Origin of the sequence: Bifidobacterium parmae (genome assembly GCF_002860365.1) — a bacterium.
Lineage (GTDB): Bacteria > Actinomycetota > Actinomycetes > Actinomycetales > Bifidobacteriaceae > Bifidobacterium > Bifidobacterium parmae.
In genome coordinates this window covers 25441-43197 of sequence record NZ_NMWT01000025.1, presented here as the reverse complement: position 1 = coordinate 43197, position 17757 = coordinate 25441, and the positions used below count along the sequence as shown (strand labels likewise).

Sequence of the window (17757 nt, the reverse complement as noted above, 5' to 3'; positions counted from 1 at the left end):
GTCCGTTCCTTCCCGCCCGGCCGCGACGGCCGGGCCTGTCTCATGCGCTCGGGGTTCCGTTTGCACGCCGCCGGCGCCGTATCGCCATACAGGATAGGGGCCGGCGGCCTTCGCGGTCAAATGCCCGAAACCGCATGATGGGGCATACGGGGCGGGCATGGCGGCGCGACTACACTGGTGGGTAGCCCGCGAGCCGCCGCCGGCGCGCCCTGTTCCGACGGCGCGCACAGGAGGGCGGACGGAACCTAGGAGGTCGCCATGGATACACCGAACGATGAGGAACGCCGCGAGGTCCTGCTGCACAGCGCCTTCACGGCCGCGGATGTGCGCGCGATGGAGCGTCCGCTGCTCGACGACGGGGTGCCGCTGATGCGCATGGCGGCGAACGCGGCCGCGCATACGGCCGCGAGGATGCTCGACGACGAGGGCGTCGATATCGAGGATGCGGTCGTGACGCTGCTCGCCGGCGGCGGCGACAACGGCGGCGACGGACTGTTCGCCGCGGCGCTGCTCGCCGAGGAGGGCGCCCAGGTGAACGCCGTGGCGGTGGGCCGCTCCCTGCATGACGAGGGGTTCGCCGCGTTCGTACGTGCCGGCGGCAAGGTGCTGGTGCTCGACCCCGACGCCGAGATCCCCGGCTGCGCATCCGGTTTTTCTGCGGGAGAGGCCGGCGAGCGTCTGCAGGCGGCGGTCCGTGTGGCGCGCCGTTCGCATCTGGTCATCGACGCGATGACCGGCATCGGGTTGAACGGTCCGCTGCGCGGAGTGCCCGCCGCGGTCGCCGCGGCGCTCGGCCTGCCCGCGGCGGACGCGCGCGGCGGCGACGGCCCGCTCCCCGACCGTCCGGCGCTGCCGGGTCGCGAATCGGACGGGGAGCTGCCGATGGTGCTCGCCATGGATACGCCGTCCGGTGTGGGCGTGGACGATGGCTCGCTGACGGGCGCCTACATCCCGGCGGATGAGACCGTGACGTTCGGCGCGATGAAGCCGTGCGCGATATTGCCTCCGGCGACGTTCGCCTGCGGTCGCATCACACTGGCGGACTTCGGCTTCGATCTGGACGGCGCGACGCCGCTCGTCGAGGCGACGGATCGGGAGTCGGCGTCCGAGGCGGTACGGCTTCCCCGTGTCGGCGACGCGAAATACTCGCGCGGCGTGGTCGGGCTGGTCACCGGCTCGTCGCGCTACCCCGGCGCTGCGGTGCTGACCGCGAGGGCGGCGGCGCGCACGAACGTGGGCATGGTGCGCTACCTCGGCCCGGAACGTGCGCAGGACATGGTGCTCGCGGCATTGCCTGAGGCGGTGCTCGGCAAGGGGCACGTGCAGTCGTGGGTGGTCGGTTCCGGCGTGCCGGCGGGCGATGATGCCGGCGATGACGTGCAGCGTGCGACGATCGCCGCGTTGCTCGGCCATTACGCCGCCGACGCGCAGGACGCGTCGTCGATGCCGCCGATCGTCGTGGACGCGGGCGCGCTCGACCTGCTGCCGGAGCGCGTCGTGCCACAGGTGGTGATCACGCCCCATGCGGGCGAATTGGCGCGCCTGTTGGGCGTCGCCGCGGCGCAGGTCGAGGTCGAACCGCTGCGTTGCGCCCGTCAGGCGCAGGACCGCACCGGCGCGACCGTATTGCTCAAGGGGGCGGCGACGATCGTGGTGGGCGAAGGCGCGCGCGTGCTGGTCGCGGGCGCCGCGCCGGCATGGCTGGGCACGGCCGGGGCCGGCGACGTGCTGGCCGGCATGACCGGCGCGCTGCTCGCCCAGATGGATACGGACGCCGCCGTGGACGACGTGGACGACGAGGAGCGCGCGGGCGACGGTCCCTCGCCCGCGCCGTACGATCCATGGACGGTCGCGCGCACGGCCTCGGCCGCCGCATACCTGCACGGCTCCGCGGCGGCGATCGCCTCGGAATCGGAGCAATGCGGCTGGGAGCCGCCGGAGCTGTTCGGCATGAACGCGAGCCGTCAGCGCTTCGACACGTTGGGCCATCCGATCGTCGCCTCCGACGTGATCGCTGCGATACCCGACTCGTTGGCGGACGCCATCGCCTGACGACATGGGCCCCGCATGGGAGGATTCCCGGCGGGGCCCGTTCATTTAGTTTATGGGGAGTCTGCGGTCAGTCGGCGGCGCCGGTGACGTCGAGACGGTACCCCATGCCCGTTTCGGTCTTCAGATAGCGCGGATGCGCCGGGTCGGGCTCGATCTTGCGGCGCAACTGGGAGACGTACAGGCGCAGGTAGCCGGTGTCCTTGACATGGCTGGCGCCCCAGATCGTGGTGAGCATGTCCTGCCGGGTGACGAGCTTGCCCGCGTTGCGCACGAGCACCTCCAGCACCTTCCATTCGGTGGGCGTGAGCTTGACGCGCACCTGCCGCCCCTGACGCCCACGGAACACCGCACGCGCGTTGAGGTCCACGGTCACGTCGCCGAATGCGACCGTCGGAGATTCGCTTTCCGCGGCGTTCTCCAACGTCACGCGACGCAGCAGCGCGCGGATGCGGGCGAGCAGCTCGTCGATCGAGACCGGCTTGGTCACGTAGTCGTCGGCGCCGGCGTCCAGCGCGGCGACCTTCTCACGTGCGTCGGTACGGCCCGAGACGACGAGGATGGGGGCCTCAGTCCATCCGCGCACGCCGTGGATCACGCCCATGCCGTCCATGCGGGGCATGCCGAGGTCGAGCACGAACAGGTCGGGGTGTTCGCGTACCGCCACGGTGATGCATTCGACGCCATCACGGGCAGTCACGATGTCGTAGCCCTGTGAATGCAGGGTGATCTTCAACGCCTTGAGGAACTGCGGATCGTCGTCCGCCACCAGAATCTTCATCATGCATCCGCCTCCTTCATATCCGTCATATCCGTATGCTCCTCGGTCGCGGCATTCACCGGCCGGGGGGCGTCGTCCGCTTTCGTGTCCGCCGTCACGCCGTCATGGTCCGCGGGATCGTCCGAGCCGCCGCGCATCACGCCGTAGGTGATGAACCTGTCGAGTCCGCGCTCGTCGGAACGTCCGCGGCCCGGCAACGGCAGGATGACGTCCGAGACGGCGTCCGATACCTTCAACGTGTCCTGTTCGAGGATATCCGCCGGATTCGGCAGCTCGTCCTTCGGTATCGGCTGGCCCGCCTCCAGCGAGGCGCCCGCGGCGCGCAGGGTGATGACGATGGTGAGCCCGCCGCCGGGCGTGTCCTCGGGCGATATCGAACCGCCCATCGATTCCACGAACCCCTTCGACAACGCCATGCCCAGACCGAGTCCCGTGGTGTTGTCGGTGTCGCCGAGCCGATGGAACGGCAGGAAGATGTCGTCCTTGCGCGAGTCCGGCACGCCGGGCCCCTGATCGGCGACGCGGATCTCGACCACGCCGTTGAACGCCGAGGCGGCGATGCGCACGCGTCGGTCCTTCGGCGTGAAACGGAGGGCGTTGACCACCACGTTCGACAACGCACGGCGCAGCAGGGGCGGGTCGGCCACGACCAGCGGCAGATCCGGGGCGATGTCGAGGTCGACGCTCCACGGCCCGATGCCGAGTTCGTCGAACAGGGGGATGATGGTCTCGCCCACGTCGGTGGCGACGAGCGACAACGGCAGGGCGCCTTCGCGGATGCGCGACACGTCCAGCAGGTCGGTGACGAGTTTCGTGAGCTGCTTGAGTCCGTTGGACGCGACCGACAGCAGATCCTCGCGGTCGCGGTCGCTCATCGTGGCGCCCATGCGCTCGAGTCCCGAGACCGCCGCGGTCGCGGAGGCGAGCGGACGGCGCAGATCGTGGCTCACCGCGTTGAGCAGGCCGGTGCGGACGCGCTCGGCCTGTGCGAGCGGACCGATTTCGCTGGCCTTGCGTTCCAGGTCGTTGTGCTCGAGCACGGTCTCGATCTGGGAGAGGATCGCCATGAGCATACGCTGGTCGGAGGCTTCGATGGATCTGCCGTAGAGCTTGAGCGCGGGGCCGTGCTCGTCATGGGCGATGGTCTCGGGCTCTTCGACGGACGCGCCAGCCGCCTGGTTCCCGTCGGAATCCTTCGCGGGCGCGGGCTCCCCGTCGGAGATGATGATGCGGCCGTCCTGCACGACGCGCACGCAGTCGAATCCGAACGCCTCGCGCGTGCGGTGCACGATCGCCTCCAACGGGTCGTCGCTGCGCAGCACCGAACCGGCCACGGAGGCGAGGATCTCCGACTCCGCGCTGGCGCGCTGGGCCTGCCTGGTGTGGGAGTCGGCCCTGTCGACGACGGCGGAGACGATGAGCCCCACGACGATGTACAGGATGATGGTGGCGACATCCGACGCGTGCATCACATGGAGCGTGCCCACCGGTTGCGTATACAGGAAGTCAAGCACGAGACCGCTGAGCAATGCGGACAGGGTGGCGGGGACGAAGCCGCCGATGACCGCGGCGATGACGACCAGCAGCTGGAGGATGAGCGCGTCGCGTTGGACGAACGCCATGGAGCTGAACGCCGACAACGCCCATGCGACGACAGGAACCGAGACCGCGGAGAACAGCAGTCCACCGATCGTGCGTCCCAGCGCCATGGGCGCGTGACGTCTCGACGGCATGCGGATGCTGGCCAGTCCCTTGTTGGCGAAGGTATGCGTGACGATATGCACGTCGATGTCGCCGGATTTCTCGATGATGCCGTTGGGCGTCGACGGCCTGCCCAGCCAGCGCGACAGCAGACCCCGTCTGGAGACGCCTACGATCACCTGGGTGGCGTTGTTGGCGCGCGCGAAATCGAGGAGGGCGTCGGCGATGTCCTCGCCGACGATCTGATGGAACGTGCCTCCGAGCTTCTCCACCAGGTCGCGCTGTTTGATGAGCAGCGCGGGGTTGGATCCGGCGAGACCGTCCTCGGGGGTGACGTGCACGGCGATCAGGTCGCCGCCGCCGGAAGCCCTAGCGACGCGGGCGCCGCGCCGCAGCAGCTGCTCGCCTTCGGGCCCGCCCGACAATGCGACGATGACACGCTCGCGCGTCTCCCATTTGGCTTTGATGTGGTGCTCGTCGCGGTATTGCTTGAGGGTCTCGTCGACGCGGCCGGCGAGCCATAGCAGTGCGAGCTCGCGCAGGGCCGTGAGGTTGCCGACGCGGAAGTAGTTGCTCAACGCCGCGTCGACGCGGTCCGGCTTGTACACGAGACCGGCGGAGAGTCGTTCGCGCAGTCCTTCCGGCGGAAGGTCGACGAGCTCGACGCGCGTGGCGGACCGCAGGACCTTGTCCGGCACGGTCTCCTTCTGCGTGCTGCCGGTGATGTCGCGGACCACGTCGTTGAGCGATTCGATGTGCTGCACGTTGATGGTGGTGATGACGTCGATGCCCGCATCGAGCAGGTCCATGACGTCCTGCCAGCGTTTCTCATGCACCGATCCGGGCACGTTCGTGTGGGCGAGCTCGTCGACGAGCGCGACCTGAGGGTGCCGTTCGATGACCTTGAACAGGTCCATCTCCTCAAGCCACATGCCACGGTAGCGGATGCGCCTGCGCGGCACACTCTCCAACCCCTCGGCCGCATGCTGCGTGGCCTTGCGGCCGTGCGTCTCCAACAGGGCTATGACGACGTCCTGCCCCTCCTCGGCGAGACGATGCCCCTCCTTGAGCATCGCGCAGGTCTTGCCAACGCCCGGAGCGGCGCCGAGCAGCACTCTGAACGATCCACGAGCCTCAGCCATATGCTTCCATTCCCCCGATCCCGTGCCGGTACCGCGTACTTCCCGATACCGACTGTATACGATGAACGCACCGAAGGGGTGACGGCGCAGCACTTCGCACCGTCACCCCTGTCGGTCATACGGCCGGACGTCAGTCGAGCTCGTCCAGCGCCAGATTCAGCGTGACCACGTTCACCGTGTCCTCGCCGACGAAGCCGAGACCGCGGCCGGTGGTGTTCTCACGCACCAGCTCCTCGACCTTCTCCTCGCTCAGGCCGCGCTCCTTGGCGACGCGCTTGACCTGGATGGCCGCGTACGCGGGGCTGATGGCGGGATCGAGGCCGGAGGAGGACGCGGAGACCGCGTCGGCCGGAACATCCTTGACGCTCACGCCCTCACGCTTGGCGATGGCCTTGCGCAGTTCGGTCGTGCTCTTGATGAGGTCCTCGTCGGCGTGGCCCTTGTTGGTGCCGGAGGACGCGGCCGCGTAGTAGCCCTGGTTGTCCTCGTCCTTGTTCGGGTCGGACGCGGCGGACGGACGCGACTGGAAGTACTGCGGCAGCGCGTCGCCGTTCTCGTCGGTGAAGGACTGGCCGATCAGCGAGGATCCGACGACCTCGCCCTGCGAGTTGGTGACCATCGAGCCGTTGGCCTTGTCGGGCATGCCGAGCTGGCCGATGCCGGTCATCACGAACGTGTACACGATCACGATGACGGTGAAGACCATCACGGCCTTGAACCCGGCCCAGTAGCTGCGCAGATTCAATGACATTGAGGATTTCATTGTTGCTCCTTATATGCCCTGCATCCGGTCAGAAGCCCGGGATGAGGCGGACGAACAGGTCGATAATCCAGATGCCGACGAACGGGGCGGCGATGCCGCCGAGACCGTAGATCGACAGGTTGCGGCCGAGGATCTTCTCGGAAGCCTCCGCACGGTACTTGACGCCCTTGAGCGCGAGCGGGATCAGCAGCACGATGATGATCGCGTTGAAGATGATCGCGGAGAGCACGGCGGACAGCGAGCTGTGCAGGCCCATGATGTTGAGCACGCCGAGGCCCGGGAACTTCTCCATGAACATGGCCGGGATGATGGCGAAGTACTTCGCCACGTCGTTGGCGATGGAGAAGGTGGTCAGCGCGCCGCGCGTGATGAGCAGCTGCTTGCCGATCTGGACGATGTCGATGAGCTTGGTCGGGTCGGAGTCGAGGTCGACCATGTTGCCGGCCTCCTTCGCGGCGGAGGTGCCGGAGTTCATGGCCACGCCGACATCGGACTGCGCGAGCGCGGGGGCGTCGTTGGTGCCGTCGCCGGTCATCGCGACGAGCTGGCCGTTGGCCTGCTCCTTCTTGATGTAGGCGAGCTTGTCCTCGGGCTTGGCCTCGGCGATGAAGTCGTCGACGCCTGCCTCCTTGGCGATGGCCTTGGCGGTCAGCGGGTTGTCGCCGGTGACCATGACGGTGCGGATGCCCATCTTGCGCAGGTCGGCGAAGCGCTCCTTCAGGCCCTTCTTGACGACGTCCTTGAGCTGGACGACGCCCAGCACCTTGACCTCGCCGTTGGCGTACTGCTCGGCGACGACGAGCGGGGTGCCGCCCTGTCCGGAGATGAAGTTGACCTTTTCGTGCAGGGCGTCGCGGACCTCGACGCTCATCGTGCCGCCTTCCTTGTCGATCCACGCCTCGACGGCGGAGGTCGCGCCCTTGCGGATGCGGTCGCCGTTCGGCAAATCGAGGCCGGACATGCGGGTCTCGGCCGTGAAGGCCACGTCCACGGCGCCCGGGACCTCGTCCAGATCGAAGCCTTCGGTCTTGGCGAGGGCGACGATGGACTGGCCTTCCGGGGTGGAGTCGGCCAGCGAGCTCAGAGCCGCGGCCTTGACCATCTCGGCGTGGTCCACGCCGGGGAGGGCGTGGAATTCGGAGGCCTGACGGTTGCCGTAGGTGATGGTGCCGGTCTTGTCGAGCAGCAGGGTGGTCACGTCGCCGGCGGCCTCGATGGCGCGGCCGGAGGTGGCGAGCACGTTGCGCTGGACCAGACGGTCCATGCCGGCGATGCCGATGGCGCTCAGCAGGGCGCCGATGGTGGTCGGGATGAGGCATACCAGCAGGGCGATCAGCACGGTCAGGCTCACGGAGGCGTCGACCGAGGAGGCCTGCGGGTTGATGCACAGCACGACGACCAGGAAAATGATGGTCAGCGAGCTCAGGAGGACGTCGAGCGCGATCTCGTTCGGGGTCTTCTGGCGGTTGGCGCCTTCGACCAGGGCGATCATCTTGTCGACAAAGCTCTCGCCGGGCTTCTGGGTGATGCGCACGACGATGCGGTCGGAAAGGACGCGGGTGCCGCCGGTGACGGACGAGCGGTCGCCGCCGGACTCGCGGATGACGGGGGCGGATTCGCCGGTGATGGCGGATTCGTCGACCGAGGCGATGCCGGAGATGATGTCGCCGTCGCCGGGGATGAGCTCGCCGGCGGCCACGACGACCACGTCGCCGAGCTTCAGGTCGGAGCTGGGGATCTCCTCGATGTATGCGGAGCCCTCACCCTTCTCCGGACCGCGCGCGTCGGGGTCGTTCTTCTCGTCGTATCCCTTGATGATATGCGCGGGGGTGGTGGTGCGGGTCTTGCGCAGCGCGTCGGCCTGCGCCTTGCCGCGCCCTTCGGCGACGGCTTCGGCGAGGTTCGCGAACAGCACGGTGAGCCACAGCACGACGGCGACGATCCACGTGAAGTAGACCGGCTCGCCGTTGGCGAGGGAGCCGTCGAAGATCTGGAAGATGCCAAGCAGGGTCAGGAACGCGGCGCCCACCCACACGATGAACATGACGGGGTTGTGCACCATGTTGCGCGGGTCGAACTTGCGGCACGCGTCCGGCAGGCTCTTGCCCAGCATGGCTCCGAGGGACTTGTTGTTCGATTGGTTGACGTCGCTCACGATGGAGTTCGCGTTGTTCGCGACGTCGTTGACAGTTGCGGAAGTCATATCACGCCACCAAACCTTCTGCCAACGGTCCCAGAGCAAGCGTCGGGAAGAACGTCAGCGCGGAAATCAGTACAATGACGAACACCAGCAGGACGACGAACAGGCCGTTGTCGGTCTTCATCGTGCCGGAGGTCTCCGGCACCTTGTCCTGCTTGGCGAGGGAGCCGGCCAGCGCGATCACGAGCGCGATCGGCAGGAATCGTCCGAGCAGCACGGCCAGGCCGAGCATGGTGTCGAGCCACGGGGTGTCGGCGGTGATGCCGGCGAAGGCGGAACCGTTGTTGTTGGCCGCGGAGGTGAACGCATAGACGACCTCGGAGAAGCCATGGCTGCCGCTGTTGTTGAGCGAGGTGTCGAAGATCGACTGGCGGGCGAACGGCACGGCGAAGCTCAGGGCGACGCCGGCGACGACCGTGATCGGCATGACGAGGAAGTACAGCGACGCCATCTTCATCTCGCGCGGGCCGATCTTCTTGCCGATGTACTCAGGCGTGCGGCCGACCATGAGGCCGGCGATGAACACGGCCACGATCGCCATCACGAGGATGCCGTACAGGCCGGCGCCCACACCACCCGGCGAAACCTCGCCGAGCATCATGTTGAGCATGTACATCATGCCGCCGAGCGCGGTGTACGAGTCGTGCATCGAGTTGACGGCGCCGGTGGAGGTGCTGGTGGAGGTCGTGCCGAACAGGCCGGACCACACGATGCCGAAGCGGGTCTCCTTGCCTTCCATCGAACCGCCGGTCAGCGTGGTGATCGGGTCGACGGAGAAGGACTCGGCCGTGACCACGAAGAAGAAGCTCGCGCCGAAGAGGATGACCATGGCGCCGAGCAGCGCGTAGCCCTGGCGGATGTCGCCGACCATGCGGCCGAAGGTGCGGGTGAGCGCCACCGGGATGCACAGCATGAGCAGGATCTCGATGAGGTTGGTCCACATGTTCGGGTTCTCGTACGGATGCGACGAGTTGGCGTTGAAGAAGCCGCCGCCGTTGGTGCCGAGCTCCTTGATGACCTCCTGGGAGGCGACCGGGCCCTGCATGATCTTCTGGGTGCCGCCGGCGACGGTGTTGACGTCGACGAAGCCCGCGAAGTTCTGCGCGACGCCGAGCGCGATGAGGACGACGCCCATGACGATGGCGATCGGCATGAGGATGCGCAGCGTGATGCGGGTCAGATCGACCCAGAAGTTGCCGATGGTCTCGGACTTGCGCCATGCGATGCCGCGCACCAGCGCGATCGCGACCGCGATGCCGACGGCCGCGGACACGAAGTTCTGCACGGTCAGGCCGGCGAACTGGACGGTGTAGCCGAGCGTGACGTCAGGCGAGTACGACTGCCAGTTCGTGTTGGTGACGAACGAGGCCGCGGTGTTGAACGCAAGCGGGCCTTCGACGTTCGGGAAGCCCAGCGAGAACGGCAGCCACTGCTGCACGCGCTGGAGCAGGTAGAGGACCAGGACGCTCAGCAGCGAGAAGCCGAGCAGGGCGCGCAGGTACGCCTTCCAAGTCTGGCCCTTCTTGGAGTCGACTCCGACGATCTTGTAGATCCACTTCTCGAAGAAGAAGTCCTTGTCGGACGTGACCACGTTGTACATGTAGTCGCCCAGCGGCTTGTAGATCGCCGCCAGGATGATGGCAATCAGCGCGAATGCCATGATCGCAAAAAGATATACCATGTGATGAACCTTTGTTCCCTAGACAGCTTCGATCAGAATTTCTCAGGACGGCACAGGGAATAGATCATGTAGGCGATTCCCGCCAGTCCCAGCACTACACCCAGCACGGTGAAGAACGTCATCATAGTTTGTCCACCCACTTTCCGAAGAGGTCGAACAGGACGAAGATGACAATCGTGCCCACTACATAGGCAACATCTACCCACCAGGGCATGTCTTTCTCCTTTCATCAAACAAACCCGACGGTGCTGCGCCCGCCATGTCGGCGGGCGCGACTGCGCCATCGGGTCATTGCGTCTTCAATGCTATGGATGATGTGAAGGAACGGAAACGGTTTTTACGGGTCCCATACGCCTACGTATATGCCCGACGGCGATTCGCTAACGGTTCGCTAACACGCCCGGTCCGGAGGGGACGGACCGACAGGGATCGGCGGATCCGATAGATTCCACCCCGCCCGTACACTGGTGCCGTATCCGTTTGACCTCATATCGATACGCCCCGCATATCGATACCTTATATATCAATCAAGGAGACGCCATGCACGACTCCCCCATCACCGACGTGATCTTCGACTTCTGCGGCGTGCTGTTCGACTGGAGCACGCGCGCCTGTCTGGCGGGGCGCTTCCCCGACGATGTGGTGGACGCGATCTGCGCCGACGACGACCCGCACGGTTTCTTCCGCTACGAGGACCGCATGGACGCCGGCGAGGACTTCGCCCGCATCTATCCGGATGTGGTCCGCGAGCAGGGCGAGGACATCGCACTGATCTTCAGGTACTACATCGAACACTACGGCGACGCGCTGCCGCGCATGCTGCCGGGCATGGAGCAGCTGCTGCGCGATCTGAAATCCCACGGCTACGGCGTGTGGGGGCTGACGAACTGGTCGCACGAAACGATCCACATCGCCTTCGACAAATACCCTGTGCTGGACGACCTGCTGGACGGCACCGTCGTCTCGGGCGTGGAGAAGATGCACAAGCCGAACGCGGACATCTACGAGCTGGCGCTCTCCCGCTTCGGTCTTGAGGCGCAGCGCTGCGTGTTCTTCGACGACACCGCGAAGAACGTGGCCGGCGCGAAGGAGGTCGGCATCCATGGCCTGCTGTTCTCCGGCGCCGTGGCCGCCCGCGACTCCCTCGCCGCGCTCGGCGTGCGTCTGTAGCGGCTCGACGCGCCCCGGCCGGGCGTGCGGAGCCGCGAAGTCGGACGCGTGTCCGATGTCTCACATGGCGTCCACCGGCGTGGAAGCGACCGGCTATAACCTCACCCTTCGACCATCCCCACTGCTATAACTGATATTTATGACGCTTCTGCAACTCAAATACATCGTCAAGATCGTCGAATGCGGTTCTATGAACGAGGCCTCACACGAGCTCTATGTCTCGCAGCCGGCCCTGAGCTCCTCCGTCAAGGAATTGGAGAAGGAACTCGGCATCGAGATCTTCACCCGCTCCTCGCAGGGCATCGCCCTGACGGTCGACGGCGCTGAGTTCCTCACCTACGCACGCCAGGTCCTCGACCAGGCGTCGCTGCTCGAGGAGCGTTACAAGAACGCGAAGCCGCGCAAGCAGCTGTGCACCGTGTCCACGCAGCACTACATGTTCGCGGTCGAGGCGTTCGTCGAGATGATCGACTCCATCCACTCCGACGAATACGAGTTCACGATCCGCGAGACGCGCACGCGCGACATCATCGACTCGGTGGCGAACATGCGCTCCGACGTCGGCATCATCTACCTGTCCGACTTCAACAAGGACGTCATCGGCAAGCTGCTGCGCGAGAAGCACCTCGAGTTCCACGCGCTGTTCCGCGCGCCGCTGCACGTGTTCCTGGCGCGCACGAACCCGCTCGCTTCGAAGAAGATGGTCACGATGAAGGACTTGAAGCCCTACCCGTTCATCCAGTACGAGCAGGGAGAGGACGGCTCCTTCTTCTTCGCCGAGGAGGCCGTCTGGCCGGACTACTCCCCCAAGCAGATCAACGTGACCGACCGCGCCACGATCCTCAACTTCATCATCGGCCTCAACGGCTACACGGTGTGCACGGGCATCGACAACGGCGACCTCAACAACGAGAAGATCTGCACCGTCCCGCTCGACTCGGACGAGACGATGCTCGTCGGCTGGATCACCAACGAGCGCGCCAAGCTCTCCAAGGCCGCCGAAACCTATCTCGAGAAGCTCAAGAGCGTCGTCGCCGACCACGGCTACAAGCTCATCGACTGAACGCATTCAGGAAGCACCCGATGGCAGACACCACTCGGACGCCGATATGAGGAATGCCTTGCGCACGGCTTTTCGCCATGCGCAAGGCATTCCTCGTTCATGCGGGAAACGGCTCGATCACACTGCACCGCACGGGTTCAGGCACGCCGCCCATGCGTCACCAGCAATACGTGTTCCCCACCCTACTCCCGTCGATCGCCTCCGGGGATGACCGACGTGGCCGCGGTCGCCGCGAACCCTTTGAGCACTTCGACCATCACCCCGCGGTCCCCGGCGTCGATGCCGCGGGCCGCCACGAGCATCGCCGGCAACGATTGCGCCCAATGCGCGGTGAGCTCACCGAACGTAGGGTATCCGCCCGCCTCGAGGATGGCGAACAGACCTTCGATGAACAGCCGCCGCCGTTCGTCGTCGTACCGCGCCATCCAGTCGTTCAGCGTGCGGGCCGCGTAGCGAGCCCCGCCCGTAAGGCCGTCCGCGTGCACGAACCGGCCGTCCCTCACCTGCCAGTTCAAGGCGAAGTGCTGCATGATGCCGAGCCCGTCGCTCGTCACCACCTCATAGCCCGCCGCGGCTTGCTCACGCTGTTCGAACAGCATGCCGATGACCGACGATTCCGGCACGGACTTGTGCACCTTGGCCGATATGCGCCGGTATTCCGGCGATTCCAGAAACGCCTCGTCGAACCCCGGGCCGTCATGCGAGTACACGGCCGTGACGCGCGACGCGACGTCGTCCGGCATCGAGGCGGCCGCATACACCGCGAGGTTGCCGCCCTTGGAATGCCCTCCCACCATCAGCGGGCCGTCCCACCGGCAAGCCACGTCGGCGAGATACCGCACGGCCGCGGATTGCGAGGCGACCGGCCGGCGGAACGCCATCGTGAAGTCCTCTTTCCAGCCGACGATCGAACTGTCGGTGCCGCGAAATGCGACGTAGAGCGCGCCGTCGCCCACGTCGAACACGCACGCCGAGAACTGTTTGGTGGATGCCGCATCGAACTCATCCACATACGCGCCTACGCGCAACGCCCGCCAACGCGGGTTCTCGCACATGGCCCGCAACAGGTCGACGTTCAACTGCGGCGACCATACGCGCCCGAACATGGCGTCATAGCGTTCCGCGCGCAGCAGGTCACGGACAGGAACCATGGGGATGGCCGCGCTATCGGCATCATCGCCACCGGCGTCATCGGCATCGCCGCCGTCCCATCGCGGCACGTTGCCGGGCATGCGCGCATACGACAGCTGCGAGAGCACCAGACTGTCCACCTCGTTGAACGGATCCTCGTCGAACGTGACGAACCGCGTCCGCAGATCATCGATCACATTGCCCATGGAGACCTCCTCGCCGGCGGACGGCGAGCACCGGTTGCCGCTCCCGCACCGTCGCCATGGCCCCTACTGTACAACCGCACGTGCCGGGCGTCACCGCCGGGTGAGCTCCGTGTACGATTCCTCCAACGCGAGCGAGATCCGTTCGACCTCCTCGCGGGTGAGCGGTTCACGGAACGTCATGCGCAGCGCGGTCTTCGCGACGGAGGGCTCGAATCCCATGGCGAGCAGCGTGGCGGGAATCTCATGCCGTCCGATCGCACATGCGGAGCCGGACGAGGCGGCGATGCCGCGCGCGTCCAGGTCGACGAGCAGCGCCTCGCCGGTCACGCCGGGGAAAATGAACGACGCATGCCCGGGCAACCGTCGTTCCGGGTCTCCGGTGAGTTCGGCCCGCGGCACGACCCGCCGCACCGCGTCGATGAGCATGTCCCGCGAGGCGACGAGCTCCCGATAACGGGCGGCCATGCGCCGGTTCGACGAATCCAAGGCGATGGCGAGCGCGACCGCGCCGGCCACGTTCTGCGTGCCGGAGCGCAGACCGCGTTCCTGTCCGCCGCCGGAGAGCACCGGTTCGATGGGGGTGCGCCCGCGCACGAGCAGCGCGCCGAGTCCTTTGGGCGCGCCGAACTTGTGCCCGGAGACGCTCAGCGCGTCCACGTCCCAGTCGCGCATGCGGATGGGGATGAGTCCTGCGGCCTGCACGGCGTCGACGTGCACGGGCACGTCGTGCGCGTGTGCGATCGCCACGATCTTCTCCACGGGTTCGACGGTGCCGACCTCGTTGTTGGCGAGCATGACGCTGACGAGCGCGGTCCGTCTCCCCGCCTCGCCGTCGAGCGCCCGTCCGAGCGCGTCGAGGTCGAAGTGGGCCTCGTGGTCGACGGGAATGCGCACGACGTCGAAGCCGAACCAGCGTGCGAGCCAGTCGGCGGACGCGGAGACGGCCGGATGCTCGATTGATGAGATGACGATGCGCGGGTGCTCTCCCAGCCGTCCCATCCTCGCCATGGCGATGCCTTTGACGGCGAGGTTGTCGGATTCGGTGCCGCCGGATGTGAAGATCACATCGTCCGGTTTGGCGCCGAGGCCGGCGGCGAAGGAGGCGCGGGCCGCGTCGAGGGCGCGGGCGGCGGTCTTGCCGGGCTGGTGCACGCTTGCCGGGTTCGCGTATGCGTCGGTGAGGAACGGGGTCATCGCGGCGATGACGTCCGGGCCGACCGGTTCGGTGGCGGCCGCGTCGAGGTAGAGTTCACCGGGTTCCCGTGTCGCGGCACCGCCGTCCATCTGTTCCGTCCCGTTCATCGCAGCCAGTCCAGTCCGAGGTCGATGGAACGCACGGAGTGGGTGAGCGCGCCGACGGAGATCACGTCCACGCCGGTGGCGGCGACGGCGGCGACGCGTTCGAGCGTCATGTTGCCGCTCGCCTCGACGATGGCGCGCCCGTCGATCGCCTCGACGCCGCGGCGCGTGTCGTCGAGCGTGAAGTTGTCGAGCATGATGGTGTCGGCACCGCCGTCCAGCACGGCGGGAATCTGGTCGGGCCGGTCGACCTCCACCTCGATGTGCGTGGTGTGCCCCACCTGTTCGCGCACGTGACGGATCGCGCCGGCGAGGTCGATGCCGCGGGCGGCGAGCGCGGCGAGATGGTTGTCCTTGAGCATGACCGCGTCGGACAGACCGTAGCGATGGTTGTGCCCACCGCCGCAGACGACCGCGTGTTTCTCGAACGGTCGCAGTCCGGGCGTGGTCTTGCGTGTGTCGACGATGCGCGTGCGCGCGTAGCGGCGTGGACGGGTCACCCCGGCGTCCGTCCCGCCGGATCCCATGTATCCATCCTCGTAGATCGCGTCCACGGCGGCGACGAATGAAGCGGTCATCGTGGCGATGCCGCTCATGCGCTGCGTGAAGTTCAAGGCGACGCGTTCCGCGGTCAGGAGGCTGCGCACGGAGCCGGAGACGACGGCGAGCGCCTGCCCGGCCTTAAAGCTCTCGCCGTCGCGGATGGCGGGTTCGACGGTCACGGTCGGGTCGAGCGTGGTGAAGGCGGCGGCGAACACGTCGATGCCGCTCATCACGCCCTCCTCGCGTGCGACGAGCCGGGCGGCACCGGTCTCGTCGGCGGGGATGGTGGTCTCGCAGGTCACGTCACCATAGGGTGCGTCCTCGGCGAGCGCCGCTTCGACGGCGGCGTGGATGGTCTGTTGCGTGAGCATGAGGCTCCTTATCGCTTATCGGCTTATCGCCTGACGTAGGCGACGGAGTGCGCCCACTCGTCGCGGGGTTCGGGGAAGTCGGTGCGGGCGTGCGCGCCGCGCGATTCGGTGCGGGCGAGTGCGGCGGTCGCGGCCACGTATCCGACGGTGAGCATGTCGCGGTTCTCGAGCGCGGTCACGTCGGCATCGCCGGCGGTCGGGGCCGTCGCCGCGTGCGCGTCCGCCGCGGCGAGTCCGGCGCCGAGCTCGTCGACGGCGTGCGTGAGTCCGCTGGCGTCGCGCAGCACGCCGACGTCGTGCCACATCGTGTTCTGGATGCGCGTGCGGTCCCACACGTCCTCCGCGGTCGCGTCGTCGCCGGCGGAGGGCGACGTGGCGAGCGCGACGGGCGGTTCGTCGTAGACCCCGCCGGTCGCGGAGTTGCGCAGCGGCTGCGGCGTCCATGTCGTATCGTCCGCGTCGTGCACGGCGGCGAGGCCGGCGCGGCGCCCGTAGACGAGGCCTTCGAGCAGCGAGTTGGAGGCGAGGCGGTTCGAGCCCATGACGCCGGTGCGCGCGCATTCGCCGGCCGCGTACAGTCCGGGGATGGAGGCGCGGCCGTCGAGGTCGGTGCGGATGCCGCCCATATAGTAGTGCGCGGCGGGCGCGACGGGGATGGGTTCCCTGCTCCAGTCGTAGCCGAGCGAGCGCGTGTAGGCGTCGATGGTCGGGAAGCGTTTCGCGAGGAACTCGGCGAGGTCGGGGTGCTCGTCGCGCATCGGGGAGGCGTCGAGCATGACCGGCCTGCCGTTCTGGCGTTGCATGACGCGGAAGTTCTCGCGTGCGACGACGTCGCGCGGCGCGAGTTCGGCGCGCGGGTCCACGTCCTTCATGTAGCGGCGTCCGTGCTCGTCGAGCAGGACGGCGCCTTCGCCGCGCACGGCTTCGGAGACGAGGAAATGTTCGCCGACGGCCATCGCGGTGGGGTGGAACTGGGTGAATTCGAGGTCGGCGACCTGGGCGCCCGCGCGCCATGCGGCGGCGAGTCCGTCGGCGGTGGCGACGACCGGGTTCGTGGTGTACGGGTACATGCGGCCCGCACCGCCGGTGGCGAGGATCACGCGGCCGGCCGGCACCGTGACGTCGCTCCCGTCTTCGAGCAGCGCGACGCCGGCGATGCGGCCGTCGCGCACGAGAAGGTCCTTGAGGAACGCGTGTTCGACGATGCGGATATGCGGGTTCGCGCGCACCATGGCGGACACGTCGAGTTCGAGGATGCGCCCGGTGGCGTCGCCTCCGGCGTGCACGACGCGCGCCCGCGAGTGCGCGGCCTCGAGCCCGCGCAGCATGCGGCCGTCGGCGTCGCGGTCGAAGCGCACGCCGGCGGCGGCGAATTCGCGCACGCGGTCGGCGCCTTCGCGCGTGAGGATGTCGACGGCCTTCGGGTCGCACAGGCCGTGCCCGGCGGCGATGGTGTCGGCGGCGTGCAGTTTCGGGTCGTCGTCGGCGAAGATGGCCGCGGCGATGCCGCCCTGCGCGTGGTACGTGTTCGATTCGACGAGTTCGGTCTTGGTGACGAGCGTCACGTCATGGCCTTCGCCCGCCACGGCGAGCGCGGCGGACAGTCCGGCCACGCCCGCGCCGATGACGATGATGTCGATGTCGTTCATTGCTGTTG

The 17757-nt window shown here is 67.3% G+C and carries 12 protein-coding genes; 3 read left to right on the top strand and 9 right to left on the bottom strand.

Going from position 1 to position 17757, the window contains the following annotated elements; translation table 11 throughout:
- The first annotated feature begins 258 nt into the window (after positions 1-258).
- Entirely contained in the window at positions 259-2052 is a 1794-nt protein-coding gene (locus Uis4E_RS08285; RefSeq protein WP_101622711.1) for a bifunctional ADP-dependent NAD(P)H-hydrate dehydratase/NAD(P)H-hydrate epimerase, read from the top strand.
- 67 nt (positions 2053-2119) lie between these two features.
- Here Uis4E_RS08285 and Uis4E_RS08280 read toward each other — a convergent pair whose 3' ends face one another.
- The 5 genes from Uis4E_RS08280 to kdpA all read right to left on the bottom strand — a co-directional run bounded on the left by Uis4E_RS08280 (position 2120) and on the right by kdpA (position 10317).
- Entirely contained in the window at positions 2120-2833 is a 714-nt protein-coding gene (locus tag Uis4E_RS08280) for a response regulator (protein ID WP_165784923.1), read from the bottom strand.
- Positions 2830-5673 (bottom strand): ATP-binding protein, encoded by a 2844-nt coding sequence (locus Uis4E_RS08275; protein ID WP_101622710.1) that lies wholly within the window; start codon positions 5671-5673, stop codon positions 2830-2832. Before Uis4E_RS08275 ends, Uis4E_RS08280 begins: the two co-directional genes overlap by 4 nt.
- A gap of 130 nt (positions 5674-5803) precedes the next feature.
- Positions 5804-6424 (bottom strand): K(+)-transporting ATPase subunit C, encoded by a 621-nt coding sequence (gene kdpC / locus Uis4E_RS08270; RefSeq protein ID WP_243394475.1) that lies wholly within the window; start codon positions 6422-6424, stop codon positions 5804-5806.
- 40 nt (positions 6425-6464) lie between these two features.
- The gene (gene kdpB, locus Uis4E_RS08265) at positions 6465-8639 is read right to left on the bottom strand and encodes a potassium-transporting ATPase subunit KdpB (protein ID WP_101622708.1); all 2175 of its coding nucleotides are present in this window, start codon (positions 8637-8639) and stop codon (positions 6465-6467) included.
- 1 nt (position 8640) lies between these two features.
- On the bottom strand, positions 8641-10317 hold the full coding sequence (kdpA, locus tag Uis4E_RS08260; RefSeq protein WP_101622707.1) for a potassium-transporting ATPase subunit KdpA: 1677 nt from the start codon (positions 10315-10317) through the stop codon (positions 8641-8643).
- 540 nt (positions 10318-10857) lie between these two features.
- On the opposite strand from kdpA, the gene Uis4E_RS08255 reads away from it, so the two are divergent.
- The gene (locus Uis4E_RS08255) at positions 10858-11487 is read left to right on the top strand and encodes an HAD family hydrolase (protein WP_101622706.1); all 630 of its coding nucleotides are present in this window, start codon (positions 10858-10860) and stop codon (positions 11485-11487) included.
- 139 nt (positions 11488-11626) lie between these two features.
- Positions 11627-12550: a LysR family transcriptional regulator gene (locus Uis4E_RS08250; protein ID WP_101622705.1), complete on the top strand. Its 924-nt coding sequence runs from the start codon at positions 11627-11629 to the stop codon at positions 12548-12550.
- A 182-nt stretch (positions 12551-12732) separates the two neighbouring features.
- On the opposite strand, the gene Uis4E_RS08245 is transcribed toward Uis4E_RS08250, so the two are convergent.
- The 4 genes from Uis4E_RS08245 to nadB all read right to left on the bottom strand — a co-directional run bounded on the left by Uis4E_RS08245 (position 12733) and on the right by nadB (position 17749).
- On the bottom strand, positions 12733-13887 hold the full coding sequence (locus Uis4E_RS08245) for a DUF2974 domain-containing protein (RefSeq protein ID WP_101622704.1): 1155 nt from the start codon (positions 13885-13887) through the stop codon (positions 12733-12735).
- A gap of 90 nt (positions 13888-13977) precedes the next feature.
- Positions 13978-15171: a cysteine desulfurase family protein gene (locus tag Uis4E_RS08240; RefSeq protein ID WP_101622703.1), complete on the bottom strand. Its 1194-nt coding sequence runs from the start codon at positions 15169-15171 to the stop codon at positions 13978-13980.
- 14 nt (positions 15172-15185) lie between these two features.
- Positions 15186-16100, bottom strand: a complete 915-nt coding sequence (locus Uis4E_RS08235; RefSeq protein ID WP_101622702.1) for a nicotinate-nucleotide diphosphorylase — start codon at positions 16098-16100, stop codon at positions 15186-15188.
- Positions 16101-16123: 23 nt separating this feature from the next.
- Positions 16124-17749, bottom strand: coding sequence for an L-aspartate oxidase (gene nadB / locus Uis4E_RS08230; protein ID WP_101622701.1), 1626 nt, complete (start codon positions 17747-17749; stop codon positions 16124-16126).
- Positions 17750-17757: the final 8 nt, after the last annotated feature.